At 55.0% G+C, this 18082-nt stretch carries 17 protein-coding genes; 6 read left to right on the top strand and 11 right to left on the bottom strand.

All coding sequences use genetic code 11. The annotated features are described in order from the left end of the window. Positions 1–37: 37 nt before the first annotated feature. Positions 38–484, top strand: coding sequence for a DUF2269 domain-containing protein (locus CSTAT_RS08095; RefSeq protein ID WP_075723050.1), 447 nt, complete (start codon positions 38–40; stop codon positions 482–484). 178 nt (positions 485–662) lie between these two features. On the opposite strand, the gene CSTAT_RS13465 is transcribed toward CSTAT_RS08095, so the two are convergent. Both CSTAT_RS13465 and CSTAT_RS08105 read right to left on the bottom strand, forming a co-directional pair. Continuing rightward, on the bottom strand, positions 663–935 hold the full coding sequence (locus tag CSTAT_RS13465; RefSeq protein WP_156845105.1) for a hypothetical protein: 273 nt from the start codon (positions 933–935) through the stop codon (positions 663–665). 137 nt (positions 936–1072) lie between these two features. Then, complete coding sequence (locus CSTAT_RS08105) at positions 1073–3073, bottom strand: DEAD/DEAH box helicase (protein ID WP_075723052.1); 2001 nt, start codon at positions 3071–3073, stop codon at positions 1073–1075. A gap of 327 nt (positions 3074–3400) precedes the next feature. Between CSTAT_RS08105 and CSTAT_RS08110 the strand changes: the two genes are divergently transcribed. Genes CSTAT_RS08110 through CSTAT_RS08120 form a run of 3 tightly spaced genes read left to right on the top strand, consistent with a single transcriptional unit; the run spans position 3401 to position 5987 of the window. Then, the gene (locus CSTAT_RS08110) at positions 3401–3826 is read left to right on the top strand and encodes a hypothetical protein (protein WP_083640774.1); all 426 of its coding nucleotides are present in this window, start codon (positions 3401–3403) and stop codon (positions 3824–3826) included. Between the two features lie 35 nt (positions 3827–3861). Then, positions 3862–5304, top strand: coding sequence for a sensor histidine kinase (locus CSTAT_RS08115; RefSeq protein ID WP_075723053.1), 1443 nt, complete (start codon positions 3862–3864; stop codon positions 5302–5304). After that, complete coding sequence (locus CSTAT_RS08120; RefSeq protein WP_075723054.1) at positions 5301–5987, top strand: response regulator transcription factor; 687 nt, start codon at positions 5301–5303, stop codon at positions 5985–5987. The genes CSTAT_RS08115 and CSTAT_RS08120 overlap by 4 nt, the downstream gene beginning before the upstream one ends. On the opposite strand, the gene CSTAT_RS08125 is transcribed toward CSTAT_RS08120, so the two are convergent. From CSTAT_RS08125 to CSTAT_RS08145, 6 genes are all read right to left on the bottom strand, one after another. After that, entirely contained in the window at positions 5972–7183 is a 1212-nt protein-coding gene (locus CSTAT_RS08125; RefSeq protein WP_075723055.1) for an amidohydrolase family protein, read from the bottom strand. The genes CSTAT_RS08120 and CSTAT_RS08125 overlap by 16 nt on opposite strands. Before the next feature lie 48 nt (positions 7184–7231). Continuing rightward, on the bottom strand, positions 7232–8911 hold the full coding sequence (gene hutU / locus CSTAT_RS08130; RefSeq protein ID WP_075723056.1) for a urocanate hydratase: 1680 nt from the start codon (positions 8909–8911) through the stop codon (positions 7232–7234). A gap of 258 nt (positions 8912–9169) precedes the next feature. Beyond that, entirely contained in the window at positions 9170–10735 is a 1566-nt protein-coding gene (gene hutH, locus CSTAT_RS08135) for a histidine ammonia-lyase (protein ID WP_075723057.1), read from the bottom strand. A 145-nt stretch (positions 10736–10880) separates the two neighbouring features. Further along, positions 10881–11273 (bottom strand): FCD domain-containing protein, encoded by a 393-nt coding sequence (locus tag CSTAT_RS13820; RefSeq protein ID WP_244892809.1) that lies wholly within the window; start codon positions 11271–11273, stop codon positions 10881–10883. After that, positions 11255–11545 (bottom strand): GntR family transcriptional regulator, encoded by a 291-nt coding sequence (locus CSTAT_RS13825; protein WP_244892810.1) that lies wholly within the window; start codon positions 11543–11545, stop codon positions 11255–11257. The genes CSTAT_RS13820 and CSTAT_RS13825 overlap by 19 nt, the downstream gene beginning before the upstream one ends. Positions 11546–11555: 10 nt before the next feature. Beyond that, positions 11556–12314, bottom strand: coding sequence for an IclR family transcriptional regulator (locus tag CSTAT_RS08145; protein ID WP_066797698.1), 759 nt, complete (start codon positions 12312–12314; stop codon positions 11556–11558). Between the two features lie 52 nt (positions 12315–12366). On the opposite strand from CSTAT_RS08145, the gene hutG reads away from it, so the two are divergent. Then, positions 12367–13326, top strand: coding sequence for a formimidoylglutamase (hutG, locus tag CSTAT_RS08150; RefSeq protein WP_075723058.1), 960 nt, complete (start codon positions 12367–12369; stop codon positions 13324–13326). Between the two features lie 20 nt (positions 13327–13346). Here hutG and CSTAT_RS08155 read toward each other — a convergent pair whose 3' ends face one another. Together CSTAT_RS08155 and CSTAT_RS08160 are read right to left on the bottom strand one after the other, a co-directional pair. Next, the gene (locus CSTAT_RS08155; protein WP_075723059.1) at positions 13347–14708 is read right to left on the bottom strand and encodes a YjiH family protein; all 1362 of its coding nucleotides are present in this window, start codon (positions 14706–14708) and stop codon (positions 13347–13349) included. 221 nt (positions 14709–14929) lie between these two features. Beyond that, a complete protein-coding gene (locus CSTAT_RS08160) occupies positions 14930–16183 on the bottom strand; it encodes an MFS transporter (RefSeq protein WP_075723060.1) in 1254 nt (417 codons plus the stop codon). Between the two features lie 132 nt (positions 16184–16315). Between CSTAT_RS08160 and CSTAT_RS08165 the strand changes: the two genes are divergently transcribed. Next, positions 16316–16867 carry a hypothetical protein gene (locus CSTAT_RS08165; RefSeq protein ID WP_083640775.1) on the top strand — a complete coding sequence of 184 codons (552 nt, stop codon included), beginning with the start codon at positions 16316–16318 and terminating at the stop codon, positions 16865–16867. A gap of 105 nt (positions 16868–16972) precedes the next feature. Here the strand turns inward: CSTAT_RS08165 and CSTAT_RS08170 are convergent, their stop codons facing one another. After that, complete coding sequence (locus CSTAT_RS08170) at positions 16973–17935, bottom strand: DNA primase (RefSeq protein ID WP_075723865.1); 963 nt, start codon at positions 17933–17935, stop codon at positions 16973–16975. Between the last annotated feature and the right edge of the window lie 147 nt (positions 17936–18082).

The raw sequence follows: 18082 nt of genomic DNA on the forward strand, positions 1-18082 counted from the left end.
CGTACATAAAACAATAGAAAGGCAGCGAAGTTCCCCCATGACTTCACTACTTATCGCAATTCACGTTTTGGCTGCAGTCCTGTTGATGGGCCCAGTAATGATCACTGTATCGGCATACCAGGGCCAAATGATGAAGGCCAAAGACGGTGACACCAAAGCACTCGGCGCTGCAACCACTTTGCACCGTCTCACCAGCCAGTACGGCCCGATCTCCGCAATTGTTCCCGTTGCAGGTATCGCAATCTTCCTCACCAACCTGAGCGTATTCGGTACCCAGGGTCGTTTCCACATCTCGATTCTTCTGTCGGTCATCGCGTGGGTTCTGCTCATCGCCGTGATCATTCCACGTCAGAAAAAGACTTTGGAAGCTCTGGAATCTGGCAGCAACGCTGTCGATTTCACTAAGGCGAAGAAGCAGCTGTCGATGTTCGGCGGAATCTTCAACCTTTTGTGGATCATCACCGCACTGTTGATGTTTGTCTAATCTTCGACACCACATCAATTACTCCTCGCAGTCTTAGGCTGCGAGGATTTTTCGTTGCCGCACACGGTTTTCATACCCGTGTCCCCTTCGCGCTCAAAGCTTGCGCCGAATTGTTTCAAAACCACGTATCCATCTTTTGCCTCCCTTGCTTGCCATGCCGCCCATGTGCGCTTCGCGCTCACCAGAACCAGCGAAGTCGGAAGCAGGTAAGTTTCCGTGAGCGCGAAGGGTACGCTCTGCCAAGCTCGCACAAAATTGCCGCGGTTGGGCGGGCATCTGATTCATCACCTGGGTCCTGCTGTGGGCGGGCTCTGCGGTAGGCAAGCTCTGCTTCCCAGGTTTCCCATGCACCCGATGCCGCCCATGTGCGCTTCGCGGTCACCAGAACCAGCGAAGTCGGAAGCAGGTAAGTTTCCGTGAGCGCGAAGGGGACGGGTTTTGAAGAGTACAAGTGTTGGTGAAGAGTGCAAGAGGGAGCCGACTAGGAATCGGGGCCTGTCGAAAGAGCAAAACAAAAAGAAGAGCTTCGCTCCAGTTTGAAACTGGAGCGAAGCTCTCGGTTTAGCTATTAAAAGCTAGGCTGCGATTTTAGTCGCGCCAGCGTCCGCGTCCGCCACGGTCACGGTCGCCACCACGGAAGTCACGTCCGCCACGGCCGCCGCGTCCACCACGGTCACCACGACCACCACGGTCATCGAAGTCGCGGTCACGAGGTGGGCGACCAGTATCCTTCTTGATATTGATCAACTGACCGGAGATGCGAGTATCGCTCAGACGATCCAAGACGGATGGGTCCATCTTCTTTGGCAGATCCACCAAAGTGTGGCCAACTGCAATGGTGATGCGGCCGAAGTCCTTAGCGGACAGGCCACCCTCATTGGCGATAGCGCCAACAATTGCACCTGGACGAACATTTTGGCGCTTACCAACGTCAAGACGGTAAGTCTCAAAGTCACCATCGTTGCGGCGCTCATGACGTCCACCACGATCGTCGCGGTCGAAACGGTCACGGCCACCACGGTCGCGGTCACGTCCGCGTCCACCGCGATCACCACGGTCATCACGATCAAAGCGGTCACGGTCACGACGGTCGCGCTTAGGAGCAGGCATGTCCTTGACTAGGAAGTCTGCGCCACCTTGGAGCTTCACTGCTAATGCAGCAGCGATATCGTCCATCGCAACGTTGTTGGTCTCGGAGTACTTGCGAACTAGGCCACGGAAGAGTTCCATCTGGCCATCGCCGAGAACCTCGGTGATTTGGTTAGCGAAGTTTTCCTTGCGCTTTGCGTTGACTTCGTCAACGGTTGGCAACTCCATCTCTTCCAAACGTGCGTTGGTAACACGCTCGATGGAACGCAGCATACGGCGCTCACGAGGAGTAACGAACAAAATCGCTTCACCGGTACGTCCAGCACGGCCAGTACGGCCGATGCGGTGAACATAAGACTCGGTGTCGTTTGGAATATCGAAGTTGATCACGTGCGTAATGCGGTCAACGTCGAGACCACGTGCTGCAACGTCGGTAGCAACCAGGATGTCCAGACGGCCATCCTTGAGCTGGTCAACGGTGCGCTCACGCTGATTCTGCGCGATATCGCCGTTGATGGCTGCGGCGTTGTAGCCTGCATCGCGAAGCTTTTCTGCAACTTCTTCAGTCTCATGCTTGGTGCGGCAGAACACGATCATTGCGTCGTAGTCTGTTACTTCCAAGATGCGAGTGAAAGCATCGAGCTTTGCGCGGTGCGGGGTCAACAAGAAGCGCTGCTTAATGTTGTCATTCGTGCGTCGTTCAGTCTTGACAGTGACCTCTGCAGGATTGTTCAAGTACTTCTTCGACAGGCGACGAATACTGTTTGGCATGGTTGCCGAGAACAGTGCGACCTGCTTTTCTTCCGGAGTGTCAGCGAGGATTCGCTCAACATCTTCCTGGAAGCCCATGTTCAACATCTCGTCTGCTTCGTCGAGTACCAGGAAACGCAGCTGGGAAATATCCAGAGAACCCTTTTCCAGGTGGTCAATGACACGACCTGGTGTACCCACGATGACTTGTGCGCCACGGCGAAGGCCCGAAAGCTGAATGCCGTAGGCCTGTCCGCCGTAAATCGGCAGCACATCGATGCGTCCCAAATGGCTTGCAAATGACTGGAATGAATCTGCGACCTGCAGCGCAAGCTCACGGGTTGGAGCCAGCACCAATGCCTGCGGATGGCGAGCATTGGTATCGATTTGGGACAAGACTGGCAGCGCGAAAGCGGCCGTCTTACCAGTACCAGTTTGTGCGAGGCCGACTACGTCGCGGCCTTCCATCAAAATTGGGATGGTTTCAGCTTGAATTGGTGAAGGGGTTGTGTATCCAACCTTGGCTACGGCGTCCTGAACGTTGTCAGGAAGACCTAAATTGGCGAACCCCTGGGGATTATCGTTGGCTGAGTTCTTATCCTCAGCGCCGGTGTCCTCAGAAGTATCCGCAGCCCCGGTGACCTGTGCAGTATCTACTGCATCACCTTGCGTTTTATCCTGAGATTCCGACTGGTTAAAGTTATCTTCCGGCTCCATTTCGCCGCCGGTGGCGTTATCGGTAATGCTCATTGCTCGCTTAACCTTACGCTAGGTGAAGCAGAAATACTATTATTATTGCCCCAAAACTGTCGATGGTGTTGGCAAACACACCCGCATCACTTTCAGCGCATCGCTCACCTTTCAGCAGGCCGCTGTGTTTTTATCTTGAACGATGCAGCCGGGTTCTTGCATGCCTAAACCAACATTAAGAAATTCTAATGTTTGCCTCATCGCTCTTTCACATGCGCTTTCCATACTTATAAGTGTTCAACCACCAAGCATGTTGAATTTACTTCCTCCGCTGGGAGTTTAAACGTGATACTTTTTGACCAGAACTTTTGAAAGAAGATTTTTATCATGTCCGAGGCACCACACACCCCGAACACTTCCGCTTTCGAGCTTGAGAAAGAGTCCAAGGCTTCCCCAGTCAAGCGCTTTGCTCCCCTGGCCGGCATCGTTGCTTTGATGGGCACCCTTGTTGTTGCGGGCTCTGCCATTGCTAATACGCGCACTGCGCCGGAGATTGATCCTTCCGCGGTGACGGTTGAGCCATCGATAAGCAAAGAGCACTCCGATCACCAGAGCCCGTCCACGCCAGTTACTCCTAGCTCGGAACGCGATGATGATAGCGACGATGTATCTGATGACATCCAGCAAGAGCCCGCATACATCACCCCGCAAGTGCCGTTGACCTATCAAGACTGGGACGACGATGACGACTGGGATGATGACTGGGACGATGACGATTGGGACGATGACGACGATGACGACGATTACGATTAAGTCGGCATAAAGCTGAGAGTTGTCCCCTACCTAACATGAAAAGGCTTTTTGTCTCCCTCCGATTCTCCATCATGGTGTGGATCATCATGGTGGTGTTCGCGGCGCTGGCGTCGATGATTTACTTCACCGACTCTTTGCGCCGCGCTGACGTGCACGATATTGCTAATGAAGCTGTAGAGAAAACAGCTGTCGAAGTCGAAGCACATTCACGCCTTGCGGGAGGGCATGCATCAAGCGCGCAGTTGATTGAGACCTATCTGAGCCACGAGGTACCGGAGGCCAATGAGGTCCTGGTTGGCGTTATTGATGATCGCTTGGTGTTCCAGCAGCTAGATTCGTTGACGTGCCCAGATGTTGATGCGCGTGCTTTTAGCCCCATGGTGCGCTCCATTGTCATAGGTGATGAAAGTTCAGGTATTACTGATGGAATTCACTGGGGCAAGATTACGGTGCCATCGGAAAGCGGCTTGGACTACGTTGTGGTCTTGGTGTCTACCGAGCAGGTTTATGCCGACCTTAATCGGCAAACACTTATATTTGCAGGGCTGGGACTGATTAGTCTGAGCTTGGCCGCGGCAATCGCGTGGGTTATTTCTTCTCGTATTATTGCTCCGGTGCGCCAGGTGGCTCACGTTGCGGAGCGGATCTCGCAGTCGAATCTGACTACCCGGGTGCCGGTGCATGGCGATGACGAAGTCGCGCAGCTAGCACGCACTTTCAATCACATGATGGACCGTATCGATGAGGCTTATCGCGCACAGCGGCAATTCATTGATGATGCGGGGCATGAGCTGCGCACCCCGATTACAATTGTGCGCGGCAATCTAGAACTACTCGATACGGCAACGCCTGAAGAACGCGAACGATCTTTGGAGTTGTGTATTTCAGAACTGGACCGCATGACGCGCATGGTCAACGACCTTTTGACGTTGGCGATTGCAGAATCGGCGGATTCTGATTTCTTGAATATTGAGGAAGTAGATCTATCGCAGCTGACCATCGATATCGATGACAAGGCGCATATGTTGACCAATGGTCGCTCGGAAGTCGTCGGAATTGGTGAGGGCACCATAGCGTGCGACCCGGCGCGCATTACCGAGGCAGTCTTGGAGTTCGTCCGTAATGCTGCAAAGTACAGCCCGCAGGATTCACCAATTCGTATCACCAGCAGCATTGACGGTACGCATGCGCGGTTTTGCGTGACAGATTTTGGCCCCGGGGTCGAAAAATCGCAGCAGGAGGCGCTATTCCAGCGTTTTCACCGCGGGACATTAGAAAAGAAAGAACAGCCTCAGGGCAATAAAGCCGTGCCCGGTTCTGGGAGCAAGGGGGCAGGCCTTGGGCTTTCCATCGTCCAAGCCATTGCCCAAGCACATGGTGGCCGGGTAATAATCAGCTCCCCGGAGGGGGCAGAGAATAAGTCGCAGGGTGCGACGTTTGGTATTGAAATTCCTATTGAAAGCACAGTGACACGATGAGCCGGATTTTAATTGTTGAAGATGACCAAGACATCGCAAGCTTTATCAAACGCGGGCTAGAAGCCGAAGGCTACGCGTGCGATATCGCAGATAATGGCGCGTTGGCGCTGGGGTTGGCGCAGTCCAATTCGTATCAGCTGGTCGTTTTGGACTTGTCGCTTCCGCTTCTCGATGGCACCGATGTGCTCACCAAACTGCGCGCCGCAGGGGTCGATGTCCCGGTTATTGTGTTGACTGCCCGCACGGCACTAAAAGATCGGGTGCGCGCGCTCGAAGGCGGGGCGAATGATTATATGCCGAAGCCTTTCCAGTTCGCGGAGTTGCTCGCGCGCGTGCGGTTGCGCCTGCAAGACTCAGCACCTGCAGTGGAGCCTACGGGCGCCACTGGGGCGAATGAATACGGCACCCTAAACCATGGGGAGCTCACCTTGGATATTCGCGAACATCGGGTGCTTGTCGATGGCAAATGGAAGGACCTCTCGCGTCGCGAGCTTGGCCTGTTGGAGACTTTTATGCGCCACCCGCGCATGGTGTTATCCCGCGCGCAGCTACTAAGCCAAGTGTGGGGTCTTGATTTCGACCCCGGTTCGAACGTGGTGGATGTGTATATTGCGACGCTGCGCAAAAAGATTGGTGCGCAGCGTCTTGAAACCATCCGCGGGGCCGGTTACCGGCTGCTGTAGACCTTCTTTCCCGCCAGCCATGTCTGGTAGGTCGCGGGCATGCCGGGACGGTATGCCAGGTTAATCGCGTTGACAGCATCGAGGATATGCAGGTCGCATGCCGCGCCAACAACCAGCTGGCCTTTGGCAGGACGGCCCTTTGCGTCAAGTCCGCTGCCACTGCCGCCATCGGTCGATACTGCGTTGCGGCGCAGCGCTTTCGCACCGCCTAAGGTGGCTGCCTCGATAGCTTCGTCCAAGCTCATGTATTGCTGCAGCACCGCAGTGGTAACGCAGTAATTCATCGACGAGGTGAAACTTGTGCCTGGATTGAGATTCGAGGCAATCGCGACGGTGGCGCCGGCATCGAGAAGCCGGCGGGCATCGACAAGCGGCTGCCGCGTCGACAGATCACATGCCGGGAGCATGGTCGCTACCGTGCCAGAGCCAGCGAGTGCCGAAACATCCTCATCCGTGAGATAGTTGACGTGGTCAACAGATGCGGCACCGAGTTCGACGGCGAGCTGGACACCGGGGCCATCGCCAAGCTGATTGCCATGAACGCGAAGTCCCAAGCCAGCTTTCTTACCGGCCTCTAATACCCGGCGCGACTGGGCCTCGTTGAAAGCGCCACGTTCACAAAAGACGTCAATCCAGTCCACATGCGGTGCGACCTGCTCCAACATGGGGCCGACGACTTCATCGACGTATTCTTCCGCGTCTGCCCCGGGGGGAACCAAGTGGGCGCCTAAGAAGGTCACGTCATCGGCGTGAAGAGCTGCCACTTGCGCGGCCTCCAACTCCGATTCGGTGTTTAGCCCGTAGCCAGTCTTGGTTTCGAAGGTGGTGGTGCCACCGGCGTGACCTGCTTGGATGCGCTCTACCAGGAGCTTCTCCAAGCGCTGCGCACCGGCAGACCGAGTCGCTTCCATAGTCACAGCGATGCCACCGGCAGCGTAGTCGGCACCGGCCATCCGCGCTTCGAATTCTTCGGCGCGGTTGCCGTCGAAAATCATGTGCGTATGCGAATCCACCCAGCCAGGAAGTACTGCGCGGTTGCCGCAGTCGATAGTTTCGGCTTCCGCGAATTCAGCAGGCACGTCCGTGGCTATGCCGACCCAGCGGATAATGCCGTCTTCTTCTATCAGCGCGGCGTCTTTGATGGTGCCAGCATCAGAGACGGTGCGCAGCTCTGAGATATTCTTGAACAGTTTCATATCTCTATCCTCCCAGTTTTATGTCTCCCGTTTTTTCTTTCGCGAGATTTAGTCTTCTCGTGAGTGAAATTCCATCGGGATGCGCACGCCACGCTCATCGGCGACTTCCTTAGCGCGGTTGTAGCCGGCATCGACATGGCGGATAACACCCATGCCAGGGTCGTTGGTCAGCACAGCGCGCAGCTTCGCCGCGGCCAAGTCGGTGCCATCGGCAACAGATACCTGGCCAGCGTGGATGGAGCGACCCATGCCTACGCCACCGCCGTGGTGGATGGATACCCAGGTTGCGCCGGAAGAAACTGCGGTCATGGCGTTGAGCAGTGGCCAGTCGGCAACCGCGTCGGTGCCATCGAGCATCGCTTCGGTCTCACGGTATGGAGATGCCACGGAGCCGGAGTCGAGGTGGTCGCGGCCAATGACGATCGGTGCGGAAATCTTGCCTTCGCGCACCAGATCATTAAAGAGCAGGCCAGCCTTGTGGCGCTCGTCATAGCCGAGCCAGCAGATACGTGCTGGCAGACCTTCGAATTCCACGTATTCTTCAGCGGCGTTGAGCCACTTGTGCAGATGCTCATTGTCGGGGAAGAGTTCCTTGAGCGCGGCATCGGTGACCTTGATGTCTTCTGGGTCGCCAGAAAGTGCAGCCCAGCGGAATGGGCCGAGACCCTCGCAGAATAGCGGGCGAATGTAGGCAGGGACAAAGCCCGGGAATTCGAATGCGCGAGTATAGCCTGCGTGACGGGCTTCATCGCGGATGGAGTTGCCGTAGTCGAAGACTTCTGCGCCGGTGTCTTGGAATTCCATCATGGCCTGGACCTGCGCCGCCATGGATTCGCGAGCCTTCTTGGTGAAGGTTTCCGGGTCTGCCTTGGCCTCAGCGTGCCAGTCTTCGACGCTGATTTCGGTAGGCAGGTAGCTCAACGGATCGTGCGCGGAGGTCTGGTCGGTGACAATATCGACGGTAAATTCCCCTGCCTTATGGCGGCGGAGAATCTCTGGGAATACTTCAGCGGCATTGCCGACAAGGCCGACTGAAAGGGCGCGCTTTTCTTCCTTCGCCTGCAGCGCGAGCTTCAACGCTTCGTCGATATCGGTGGTTACTTCATCCAAGTAGCGCTTGGACTGACGGCGCTTGAGGCGGGTTTCATCCACGTCCACAATCAAAACTGCACCGCCGTTTAAGGTGACTGCCAAAGGCTGGGCACCACCCATGCCGCCGCAGCCACCGGTCAAGGTCAGCGTGCCGGCCAAGGTGTTGTTAAAACGCTTACGCGCAATCGCACCGAAGGTTTCATAGGTTCCTTGCAAAATGCCTTGGGTCGCGATGTAAATCCAGGAACCAGCGGTCATCTGGCCGTACATCATCAGGCCTTCGTCTTCGAGTTTGCGGAAGTGCTCCCAGTTCGCCCAGTCGCCGACCAGATTGGAGTTGGCCAGCAGCACGCGCGGTGCCCACTCATTGGTCTTCCATACACCGACTGGCTTGCCGGATTGCACCAGCAAGGTCTCGTCGGATTCGAGGTCTTTGAGGGTTTCCACAATCGCGTCGAAAGCTTCCCAGTTGCGGGCTGCTTTGCCGGTGCCGCCGTAGACCACCAGGTCCTCAGGGCGCTCAGCTACCTCAGGGTCCAGGTTATTCATCAGCATGCGCAAAGGCGCTTCGGTCTGCCAGCTCTTGGCGTTGAGTTCGGTGCCGCGTGGGGCGCGGACTTCGCGTGGTTGAGACACTGTGGTTCCTTTCGAAGACATTTCAAGAACAAGGTTGCGAACTAACGTGAAAGGGCCGAAAGTCCAACAAGGTCGGTTTTCCGGGGCTGTCCCCTTAGCCGTTATGCGCTTATTAATTAACTTAAAAGGAAACAGGCATGTGCAACAGGCCACAGAGAGGCTAGGTGTCTGAAATACCAGACTTCACATTGGAAAGCATGAAAAAGCCGCTCTGAGCTAGGTGGTATCAAAGCTAAGAGCGGTAAAAAGTTAAGGTTTTTAAAGCAGCTTTCCGATGCTCCCCTCAACCTCTTCAATCAACACACCAGACTGAACTAGCTGGACAGCTTCTTCAATCTCTGGGGCTAAGAAGCGGTCTGGGCCAGGACCAGGAGTGACTTTGCGCAGCGCATTAATTGCCGCGGCGGTTCCCGCTGCAGCCTGCTCGGTATCACCTTCGGTGCGCTGATCAATGGCGCGCGCAGCAGTAAGGACCTCAATTGCCAGCACGCGCTGCAGACCATCGACAGATTTACGCAGCTTGCGCCCAGCAGCCCAGCCCATGGATACGTGGTCTTCTTGCATCGCCGACGATGGAATGGAATCGACAGAAGCCGGTGTGGCCAAGCGCTTGAGCTCAGAGACAATGCCAGCTTGGGTGTATTGGGCGATCATGTGGCCCGAGTCCACACCGGGGTCATCGGCAAGAAAAGCGTTGAGTCCACGGTTGCGCGCAAGATCCAAGAAGCGGTCAGAACGGCGCTCGGAAATCGATGCCAAATCAGCTGCGACAACGGCCAAAAAATCTAACGCATAAGCCACGGGCGCACCGTGGAAATTGCCATTAGAAGTGACTCGGCCGTCCAGAGCGACCACTGGATTGTCCACTGCGGATGCTAATTCACGCTGCGCAACCAGCGCGGTGTGCTCGATCGTGTCACGGAAACCGCCGGCGACCTGCGGTGCACAGCGTACGGAATAGGCGTCTTGGACTTGGGTCTTTTTGAAATCTTCAAAAGCAGCCTCCAAAATCTTGGAGCCCTCAGCGATGGCGCGAATATTGGCTGCCGATGCCGCCTGCCCTGGGTGCGGGCGCAGCTGCTGTAAGTCATCGGCAAATACCGCAAGGGTTCCCAAAAGCCCTTCGACGGTCATGGCGGTAGCGATATCGGCAACCTTGGCCGCTTCACGAAGATCAGTAATCGCCAGACACAACATGCCCAACATGCCATCGGTGCCGTTGATAAGCGCAAGTCCTTCCTTCTCGCGCAGCACTAGCGACTCAATTCCGGCTGCTGATAATGCATCACCAGCATCTTGAATATCACCGCCATCCACGCGAACTGGTCCCTCCCCGAGCAATGCGAGCGCGCAGTGCGCGAGTGGTGCCAAATCACCAGAACAGCCCAAGGAACCGTATTCGTGGACTACCGGATGGATCTTTGCGTTGAGTGCTGCGGCATAGGTTTGCGCAACCATCGGACGCACCCCGGTACGCCCGGTACACAGGGTGGACAAGCGCAGGAGCATTAGCGCACGAATGACTTCGGTTTCTACCTCTGGTCCCGAGCCCGCCGCGTGTGAGCGCACCAGGGATAACTGCAGTTGCGCACGCATTTCTTCAGGAATATGCCGCCTGGCCAGTGCCCCGAATCCAGTGGAGATGCCATAGACCGGAGTCGGGTCTTTCGCCAGGTCTTCGATTCGCTCCCGCGTAGCAGAAATCTCCGCCAGCGCTTCAGCAGAGATTTCTACCTGCGCACCAAACCTGGCAACAGCAACAACTTCTTCAATCGAAAGCGCACCGACTCCCACGGTGACCGTGTCTTGATGATGACGCGACATGCAAGCTCCTTTTTAGTTCTTTGGATAAAACCTCTGGTTTTGAGATTAAACCTACAGAACTAACCTGCCGTGAGACACACCACCAATCTCCCGGTTGTCTGAGATACGAGCCTCGTTTCTGGGATGAGCGTTTAGCTCATCCCGCCTATCCGAGTTCGGCACGGATGCCATCCTCGGCACGCTTGAGAGCAGTGAGCAGCGCATCCAAGGCCATGTTCTCATCTTGGGTGGTAGCGCCGGCGACAAATTGCGCGGCTTCATCGTAAAGCAATGCGACATTGCCGGTTTCAAAGACATCCTTAACACCGACCATCTTGTAGTAGCGCGAGCGCGCCCACAAGGTGCGGATGAAACTCATCAAGGTTTGATTACCGGCGCGTTCAAATACGCAGGTCAACATAGCCTCTTCGGCATCCAGAAAACCCGCTGGGTCTTGCGCATCCAGGGCCTGTTGAATCTGCTGAAGCTTTTCTTCCAGCTCTTTAACGCACACGCCATCGCACTGCCCGATGCCTAGCTTTACAGCTTGCGACTCCAATAGCGTGCGAACTGAGTAAATCTCCAGCAACTCGCCCTGGGAAAAGCCTTCACGACCGCACCGCGATACGGCAAGGCCTCGACCAGGCCAAATTCCTCTAGTCGGTTTAAGGCCTCGCGCACGGGCATCATCGATGTGCCTAAAGACTCCGCGAGATCATGCACCTGCAATCGGCTTCCAGCTTCTAAGTCGCCGTGAATAATCGCCGTATATAGCGCATCAAAAGCGCGGTCACTAACGCGTGCTTGTCCACCCAGTTTTCCTAAAGCCATACCCGCTGCCCTACTGCGCTTTCGTGTCTGTGCCGTACATACGCTGCGAAATAGACTTGGCCGCTTTGATCAACACAGCGATTGCAGCATCGACTGCTTGCTCATTTTCTGCCACATCAACGCGATAGGTCACCGCCAATGAGGCTGCAGGGCGCTGCAAATGATCCACAATCGCCACGGCAATTGAACGCTGTCCGCGTGAGACTTCTTCGATTTCCTCAGCCCATCCACGGCGCTGAAAAAGCTCCAGGCGCTCTTTAATCTCCCGCCACGATTTGTGCAGCCCACTTGTACTCAGCGCCGCTTTGGCTTCTGCCTGCGGTAGATGCGCCAGCATAATCCGCCCCGAGGCCGTACGCGCCGCCGATAAGCGCACACCGACTTCCGTAATCAAACTCACGGCATGCTCAGAACGAACTTCGCTCAAATATAAAATCTCTGAGCCGGATAAACGCGCGAGGTGCCCGGAGCCATCGACAAGCGAAGCTGCTTCCAACAGAGGCTTTTGTGCCATACGCACCAAAGGTTGCTGCGTTGTATAGGCCGAGGCCATCGAATAAGCCGCCAGGCCCAAACCATAGGTTTGATTTTCTGGAAGGTGCACCACAAAGCCGGAAGTCTCCAGCTCAGCCAGCAAATGGTAGGTAGTTGAACGCGGCAAATCCAGTTCCGTGCGGATACGCGCAGCAGAAATTGGCACATCAATGCTCGACAGCAAAGACAAAATGCGCAAAGTATTACGCGCCGCGGGAACCTGAATTTTGCTCACTAATTCACCATAGAACACGAATCGGACAATTTTCTTCTTTATTATCGGGTACATGAACACTGAGACCGCGCCCTTGTACTCCCCTGCCCCCGATTGGTCTGGCCGCAACGACGGCCCAGGACCGGAACATGCCCGGTGGCACAGCGTCATTGAACCCATTGCACAAGATTCGCCCGCGGGTGTTGCCTTGTTGGGCTTTGCTTCCGATGAAGGCGTTGAGCGCAACGGCGGGCGGCAAGGTGCTGCGGCAGGACCAGCAGCTTTACGCGAAGCACTGGGCGGTTTAGCAGTACACGATGAGCTTGCGCTTTTCGATGCCGGCACCATCACCACCCAAGAAACCGACCTGGAGGGAGCCCATGAGGAGCTTTCTTCGCGAGTAGCCACGCTTATCGATGCCGGACATTTAACCGTCATTTTAGGCGGCGGGCATGAAACTGCTTTTGGCTCCCACCGCGGACTGTTTCGCTCCTTAGGCCCAGCGCAGATTATTAATCTAGACGCGCACTTCGACTTACGCTCGGAGGACCGCCCAACTTCCGGCACGCCCTTTTTACAGATATCCCAGCTTGTAGGTAAAAAGGATTTTGATTACAGCGTTTTGGGCATCTCCCAGCCGAATAACACCGCCACGCTTTTTGAAACTGCAAATGAGCTTGGCGTTCATATCACGTTGGATGAAGACCTTGCGGAGATGAGTGTGAAAGAGGCTGCGCAGTTAGCGCGCGTGCTGGTTCAAAACTCCCCGCACGAGCGCGTGCACCTTTCCATCGACATGGATGTTTTGCCCGCTGACCAAGCACCGGGGGTTTCTGCTCCTGCAGCTTTGGGTGTGAGCTTTGACCGTATCCGCGCTATTGCCGTAGCTATCGCTGCTACCGGAAAACTGGCATTGGTAGATGTCGTGGAGATTAGTCCCCGCTTTGATCAAGACAACCGCACAGCCAAATTGGGTGCGCGGTTGATCAACGATATTGCGGTCGCTCACGTTCTTTCGACGTCAGCAACTTAAAAAATCACTCAGGGAATAGCTCACAGCAGAAGGTAAGCAACTGGTGTGGCGATGACAATGGTCAGCGCCACACGCTCAAACCAGATAACCAGCATCTTCGGGATAGAAACTGGAATCCGGGTTGCCATGATGCATGGCACCAGCGCGGAGAAGAAGATAATTGCGGAGACTGACACCACGCCGATAACAAACTTCAGCACTAGGTCATCGCTGCCGGCAACTGCGGTGGCCGGCAAGAACATCTCAGCAATACCCAGCGCTGCTGCTTCACTGGCCAGCTGTGGTTCAGGCAGGCGCACCAGCCATGCGAATGGGTAGAAAAGGTAGCCAATCCACTCGAAGATCGGGGTAAAACGCTGCAGCAGCAGGCCAATCAAGCCAACGGACATGATCGATGGCACAATCGCGCCCGACAGACGCAGCCCGTCGCGGAAATTGATCCAAATGGATTTGCCCAAGCTTGGTGCGGCATCCAAAGTCAGCAATCCTTCACGCACGGCTGCCTTGAATCGGTTGCCCGTTACCTTTTGTTCTGGCGACGGCGTGGAGCCTTCAAAGTACTCATCCGGGATGGTTCGCAGCGGCGGGATATGCACGGTAATTGCTGTGACTATAAAGGTGATGATCAAGGTGGCGAAGAAGAACGTGGTCCACATGTGCATCAAGTCCAAAGACTTGGCCACAATCACCATAAACGCTGCAGAAACGGTAGAAAACCCGGTCGCAACAATCGCTGCTTCACGTCCTGTGTAGCCGCCTTGCTGGTAGACGCGGTCCGTGATCAAAATGCCCAGGGAGTAGGAACCAACAAATGATGCCACCGCATCAATGGCACTGCGGCCTGGGGTTTTAAACAGCGGGCGCATGACCGGCTGCATGAACACACCAACAAATTCCAAAAGGCCGTAGCCAATGAGCAGGCCCAAGAAGGCACCGCCAATGGGCACAATCAATCCCACGGGGATTGCAATGGCATTCCACAAAAATGGAACCAGGTCTTCATCACCAAGCACCCATGGCAATTGGCCAATGACATGTAGGAATGAGACCAGCAGGCCCACGAAGTTGAGCACTGCGAACACGCCGTGCACCCAGCCGCGATCCCAGGATTTTGTGGCAATGCCGCGATACGTTCCGAATGCGGCCAGGGCCAGAATCAACCACGGAACAATGCTGGGGATTGTTTCCCGAACGATGGTGACCATGTGGTCCAGGGGAATTGAGCTCTTTCCCTGGTACTGCATGGGAAAGAAGAATACGAAGGCGCCAATTGCGCTGTAGACAACAAGGCGCCATTTTCCTTTGACTTGTGGAATGGCGGGGTCTTTATCATCCGGTGAATTGCTGTGATTGGAATTCACCGTTGCTTCGGGCGTCGTCATAACGAACTCCTGACTATGGGCTTTGATCTTTACCCATTGCCACAGGGCATGCGCATAAAGGCATGCATTTCTATGTGGCAATACGATAAATAGTGCGACGAGTTAAATACATGCCCGCGCGACAGCCTGACGCGAGTTGAGATACATATTAAGTGCCGTGTGCCACAAAGTCACCACCTCGGCGACGCAAAACACCCCCATTGCCCCCCGAGGATAAAGCTTTAGACCTTGGGCAAGCGTCGAATTTTGGGCTTGGGGTTTTCTAAAGTCTCACGTGCAAAAATCCAGGCCACAACACCAATGAGCGACAGTACGCCACACACCGCGAATGCAATCTTGAAGCCGAAGATGTCCGCCAACAGACCCACGATAATTGGCCCGCCAATAGAGCCCAGATCCATTGCCATCTGAAACGATGACAGCACCTGCCCGCCAGAGCGTTCATTGCCAATAACATCTGCAATCACGGCTTGCTGTGCTGGGTTGGTAAATCCGCCAGCAGCTCCTGCCAAAGCAGACAGTACAATCAGCACCGGCGCTGAGCCTGCAAAGCCGAAGACCCCGACGAAGATCGCCGTGCCCGTAAGACCTGCAATAATCAGTGGTCGCCTACCGATGCTATCTGCCATCCGCCCAGATACCTGCAACACAATTGCAGTACCCAAGGCATAAGCTGCCAAAGCGAAGCCGGCCACCGCCGAGCCATTATGAAACATCGCTGCGGCAAATAGCGGCACGACCGAAACCCGCACGCCCATATTTGCCCAACCATGCGCAAAATTCGAGGTCAGCGCTGCACGGAATGCCGTATCGCCCCACGCTTCTTTCAACTTCATCGGCGGTTTTGCCGTGGACGTCTCCTCAGCATGATCCACCTTTGGCATCAAAATCCACACCACTAATGCCGCCAGCGCTACGCCAACGCCGTAGATGAAAAATGGCCACCGGAATCCCAAAAAGGACAGGGCCGCGCCCATGATCGGGCCGATGATATTACCGATCAGAAATGAGGTGCCATAAATCGCCGAGCATTTACCGCGAATCGTCGGCGGCGCCATCTTTACAATTAGCCCCATGGCCGAGACCGTAAACATGGTCGAGCCAATTCCGGCCAGCGCGCGCAGGACAATAATGTGCCAATACTCCGTAGCACCTGCAACCAAACCGGTGGTCCCAGCAACTATAAGCAAGCCGGTGATATACACCGCGCGGGTTCCTAGCTTGTCCACCAGTACGCCCGCGCCCGGCGCCATAATCAGCCGGGTAACTGAAAAGATTGAAACTACGAGGCCCGCGGCTGCCATTGACACATCGAAAGAGACAATGAATTGCGGCAGCAGCGGGGCAATCAACCCATAGCCCAAGGCGATAATAAACGCAGCAACGACTAAGACCCAAATTTCCCGTGGAACTTTCGGCTGTACTTTGCTCGCGTCGAGATCCGCATCCGGGGAGGTAGATTCAATATTTTTCATAGCTCGGTTAACTCTAGCCCTAATCCTCAACAAAGTCTTTTCACATCAAGACCCCAAAGTTATCGAATTTATGTTCTAATAGTTTTCGAAACTTTAGAACGGATGTCCGAAGGTGGTCCTAGAGTGTTAAACATGAAAAAGCACAAAAACATTCCCACGTCCATGAACCCACGCTCCATTTCGCAGGCACGTAGAGCGGCGCAGGCCAAGCGCGCCCCGCTTGTCGATGCTGCCACGGTAGCTAATGAAGTACTGTTTGCTCACTCAGATACTGTCGATGCCCTAAATTCCATCATGCGCCATCCGCGCTCCCTCAACCGAGATATAGCCAATTGGCGCCCGCCGATAAAACAACTTCCAGGAGTAATCGACCACGGGGACTTGACCGCAAGCATCTCTCGCTTCCGAGTAGGCCCACGCGCGATTTCACGCATTCACGGGTACGGCGAACGCCGGAAGCCCGCCTATCTCATTCGCCTTCGCATCACTGATCCGGCAGGACTTGAAGTGCGGCCTGAAATTGCCGAAGGCTGGGTGCGTGCCCTTATCCCACCACATACCGCTACTGCGGTGCATGAGATCGCTTCTGGACAAGCCACAACTTTTGTATGGATGGTGGACCGAGATTACCAGCCGCTGCGCTCCCCGAGTTCAATGTTCGCCGGCCTCAACCAAGCGGCTTAGGTAAAGCCACGCAGCACAAAGCCCGCGGTGCACAATTGGCTTTCACCGACTATGCACCGCGGGCCTCTAAGGCAGCGTCTAAAGCTGGCCGCAAATAACTAGTTGCTAGTTATCGCGTTCAGCATCATCTGAGTCTTCAGAATCAGCACCTGTACGCGAGCCCGATAGTTCGTGGATTTCGAGGTCGTCATCCTCGTCATCTTCATCGTCAAAGCCGTCTTCGTATCCTTCAAGCTCACTTTCGAGTTCTTCATCCAAAGTGTCTTCACCGTAGATGTCATAGACATCTGGCTCATCAAACTCATCAGAATCGAAAGGCACTAACTGTGACTCCCAATCCATAGCTTGTTCAGAGACTAGGCCAAGAACGTCGAAAAGACGGTCGAAGTCGATGTAGGTTCCCAGCTCGAGGGTTTCTGCGGGAATCTCAATGACCGGTTCTGCTCCGTCGAAAAGCGAAGACTGCAACAGCAGCTGGTATTCATCGTCGCTCAATGGCTCCTCAGAATCGACGCCTTCTTCTGTATCCACATCCCACAGTTCTTGGATGGTTGCATCATCGTAGTCATCGATCTGCGAAGAATCTTCGGCATCATCAAATTCATCTTCAGTGTAGGCAAAAGACAAAAAGCGCACGATAGCCGACGGCACACCATCGACTGTTTCAACGAGCACGCGCAGCTCTGAATCATTCGCTACTTCTGCTACGACCAGGTTCGGGTTGAATTCATCTTGCACAAACTCCAACTCTGCGATGCGCTCATCAGTGCCTTCCAGCAAATCGCGCAAGACGGTGACCACCTGGTCGGTTGCGATGTGGCGAGCCACCGCTTCTACTGCATCTTCAACGGAAAAAGCCACCGACACTAGTACTGCTTCAAAGTCTTCGTCGTCTTCGTCGACATCAGCTGCTGCAATGTAGACATTCGCTGCGGGAAGCAGTTGATCAATTTCCACGAACTGAATCTCCAAGTCCGCGGTAATCGGCACAAACATAATGTCATCATTGACGCGAGACTCAATACCCTCGGCATCCAAGGCCGCTGCAATGTTCTCGAAAAAGCTCATATCTGGCATTCCGTCCTTGTTGATAATAAAGCGTGGGCCATGCGACAACGGTTATCTAGAAAAGCCGTTGCCGCACAAGCCTACCGCGATCCCACAATCTTAGGCAGCCGATCCCAGCAGTTTCTTGACGTGTTCTCTACAAGCGGA

Source organism: Corynebacterium stationis (assembly GCF_001941345.1).
GTDB classification, from domain to species: Bacteria; Actinomycetota; Actinomycetes; order Mycobacteriales; family Mycobacteriaceae; genus Corynebacterium; species Corynebacterium stationis.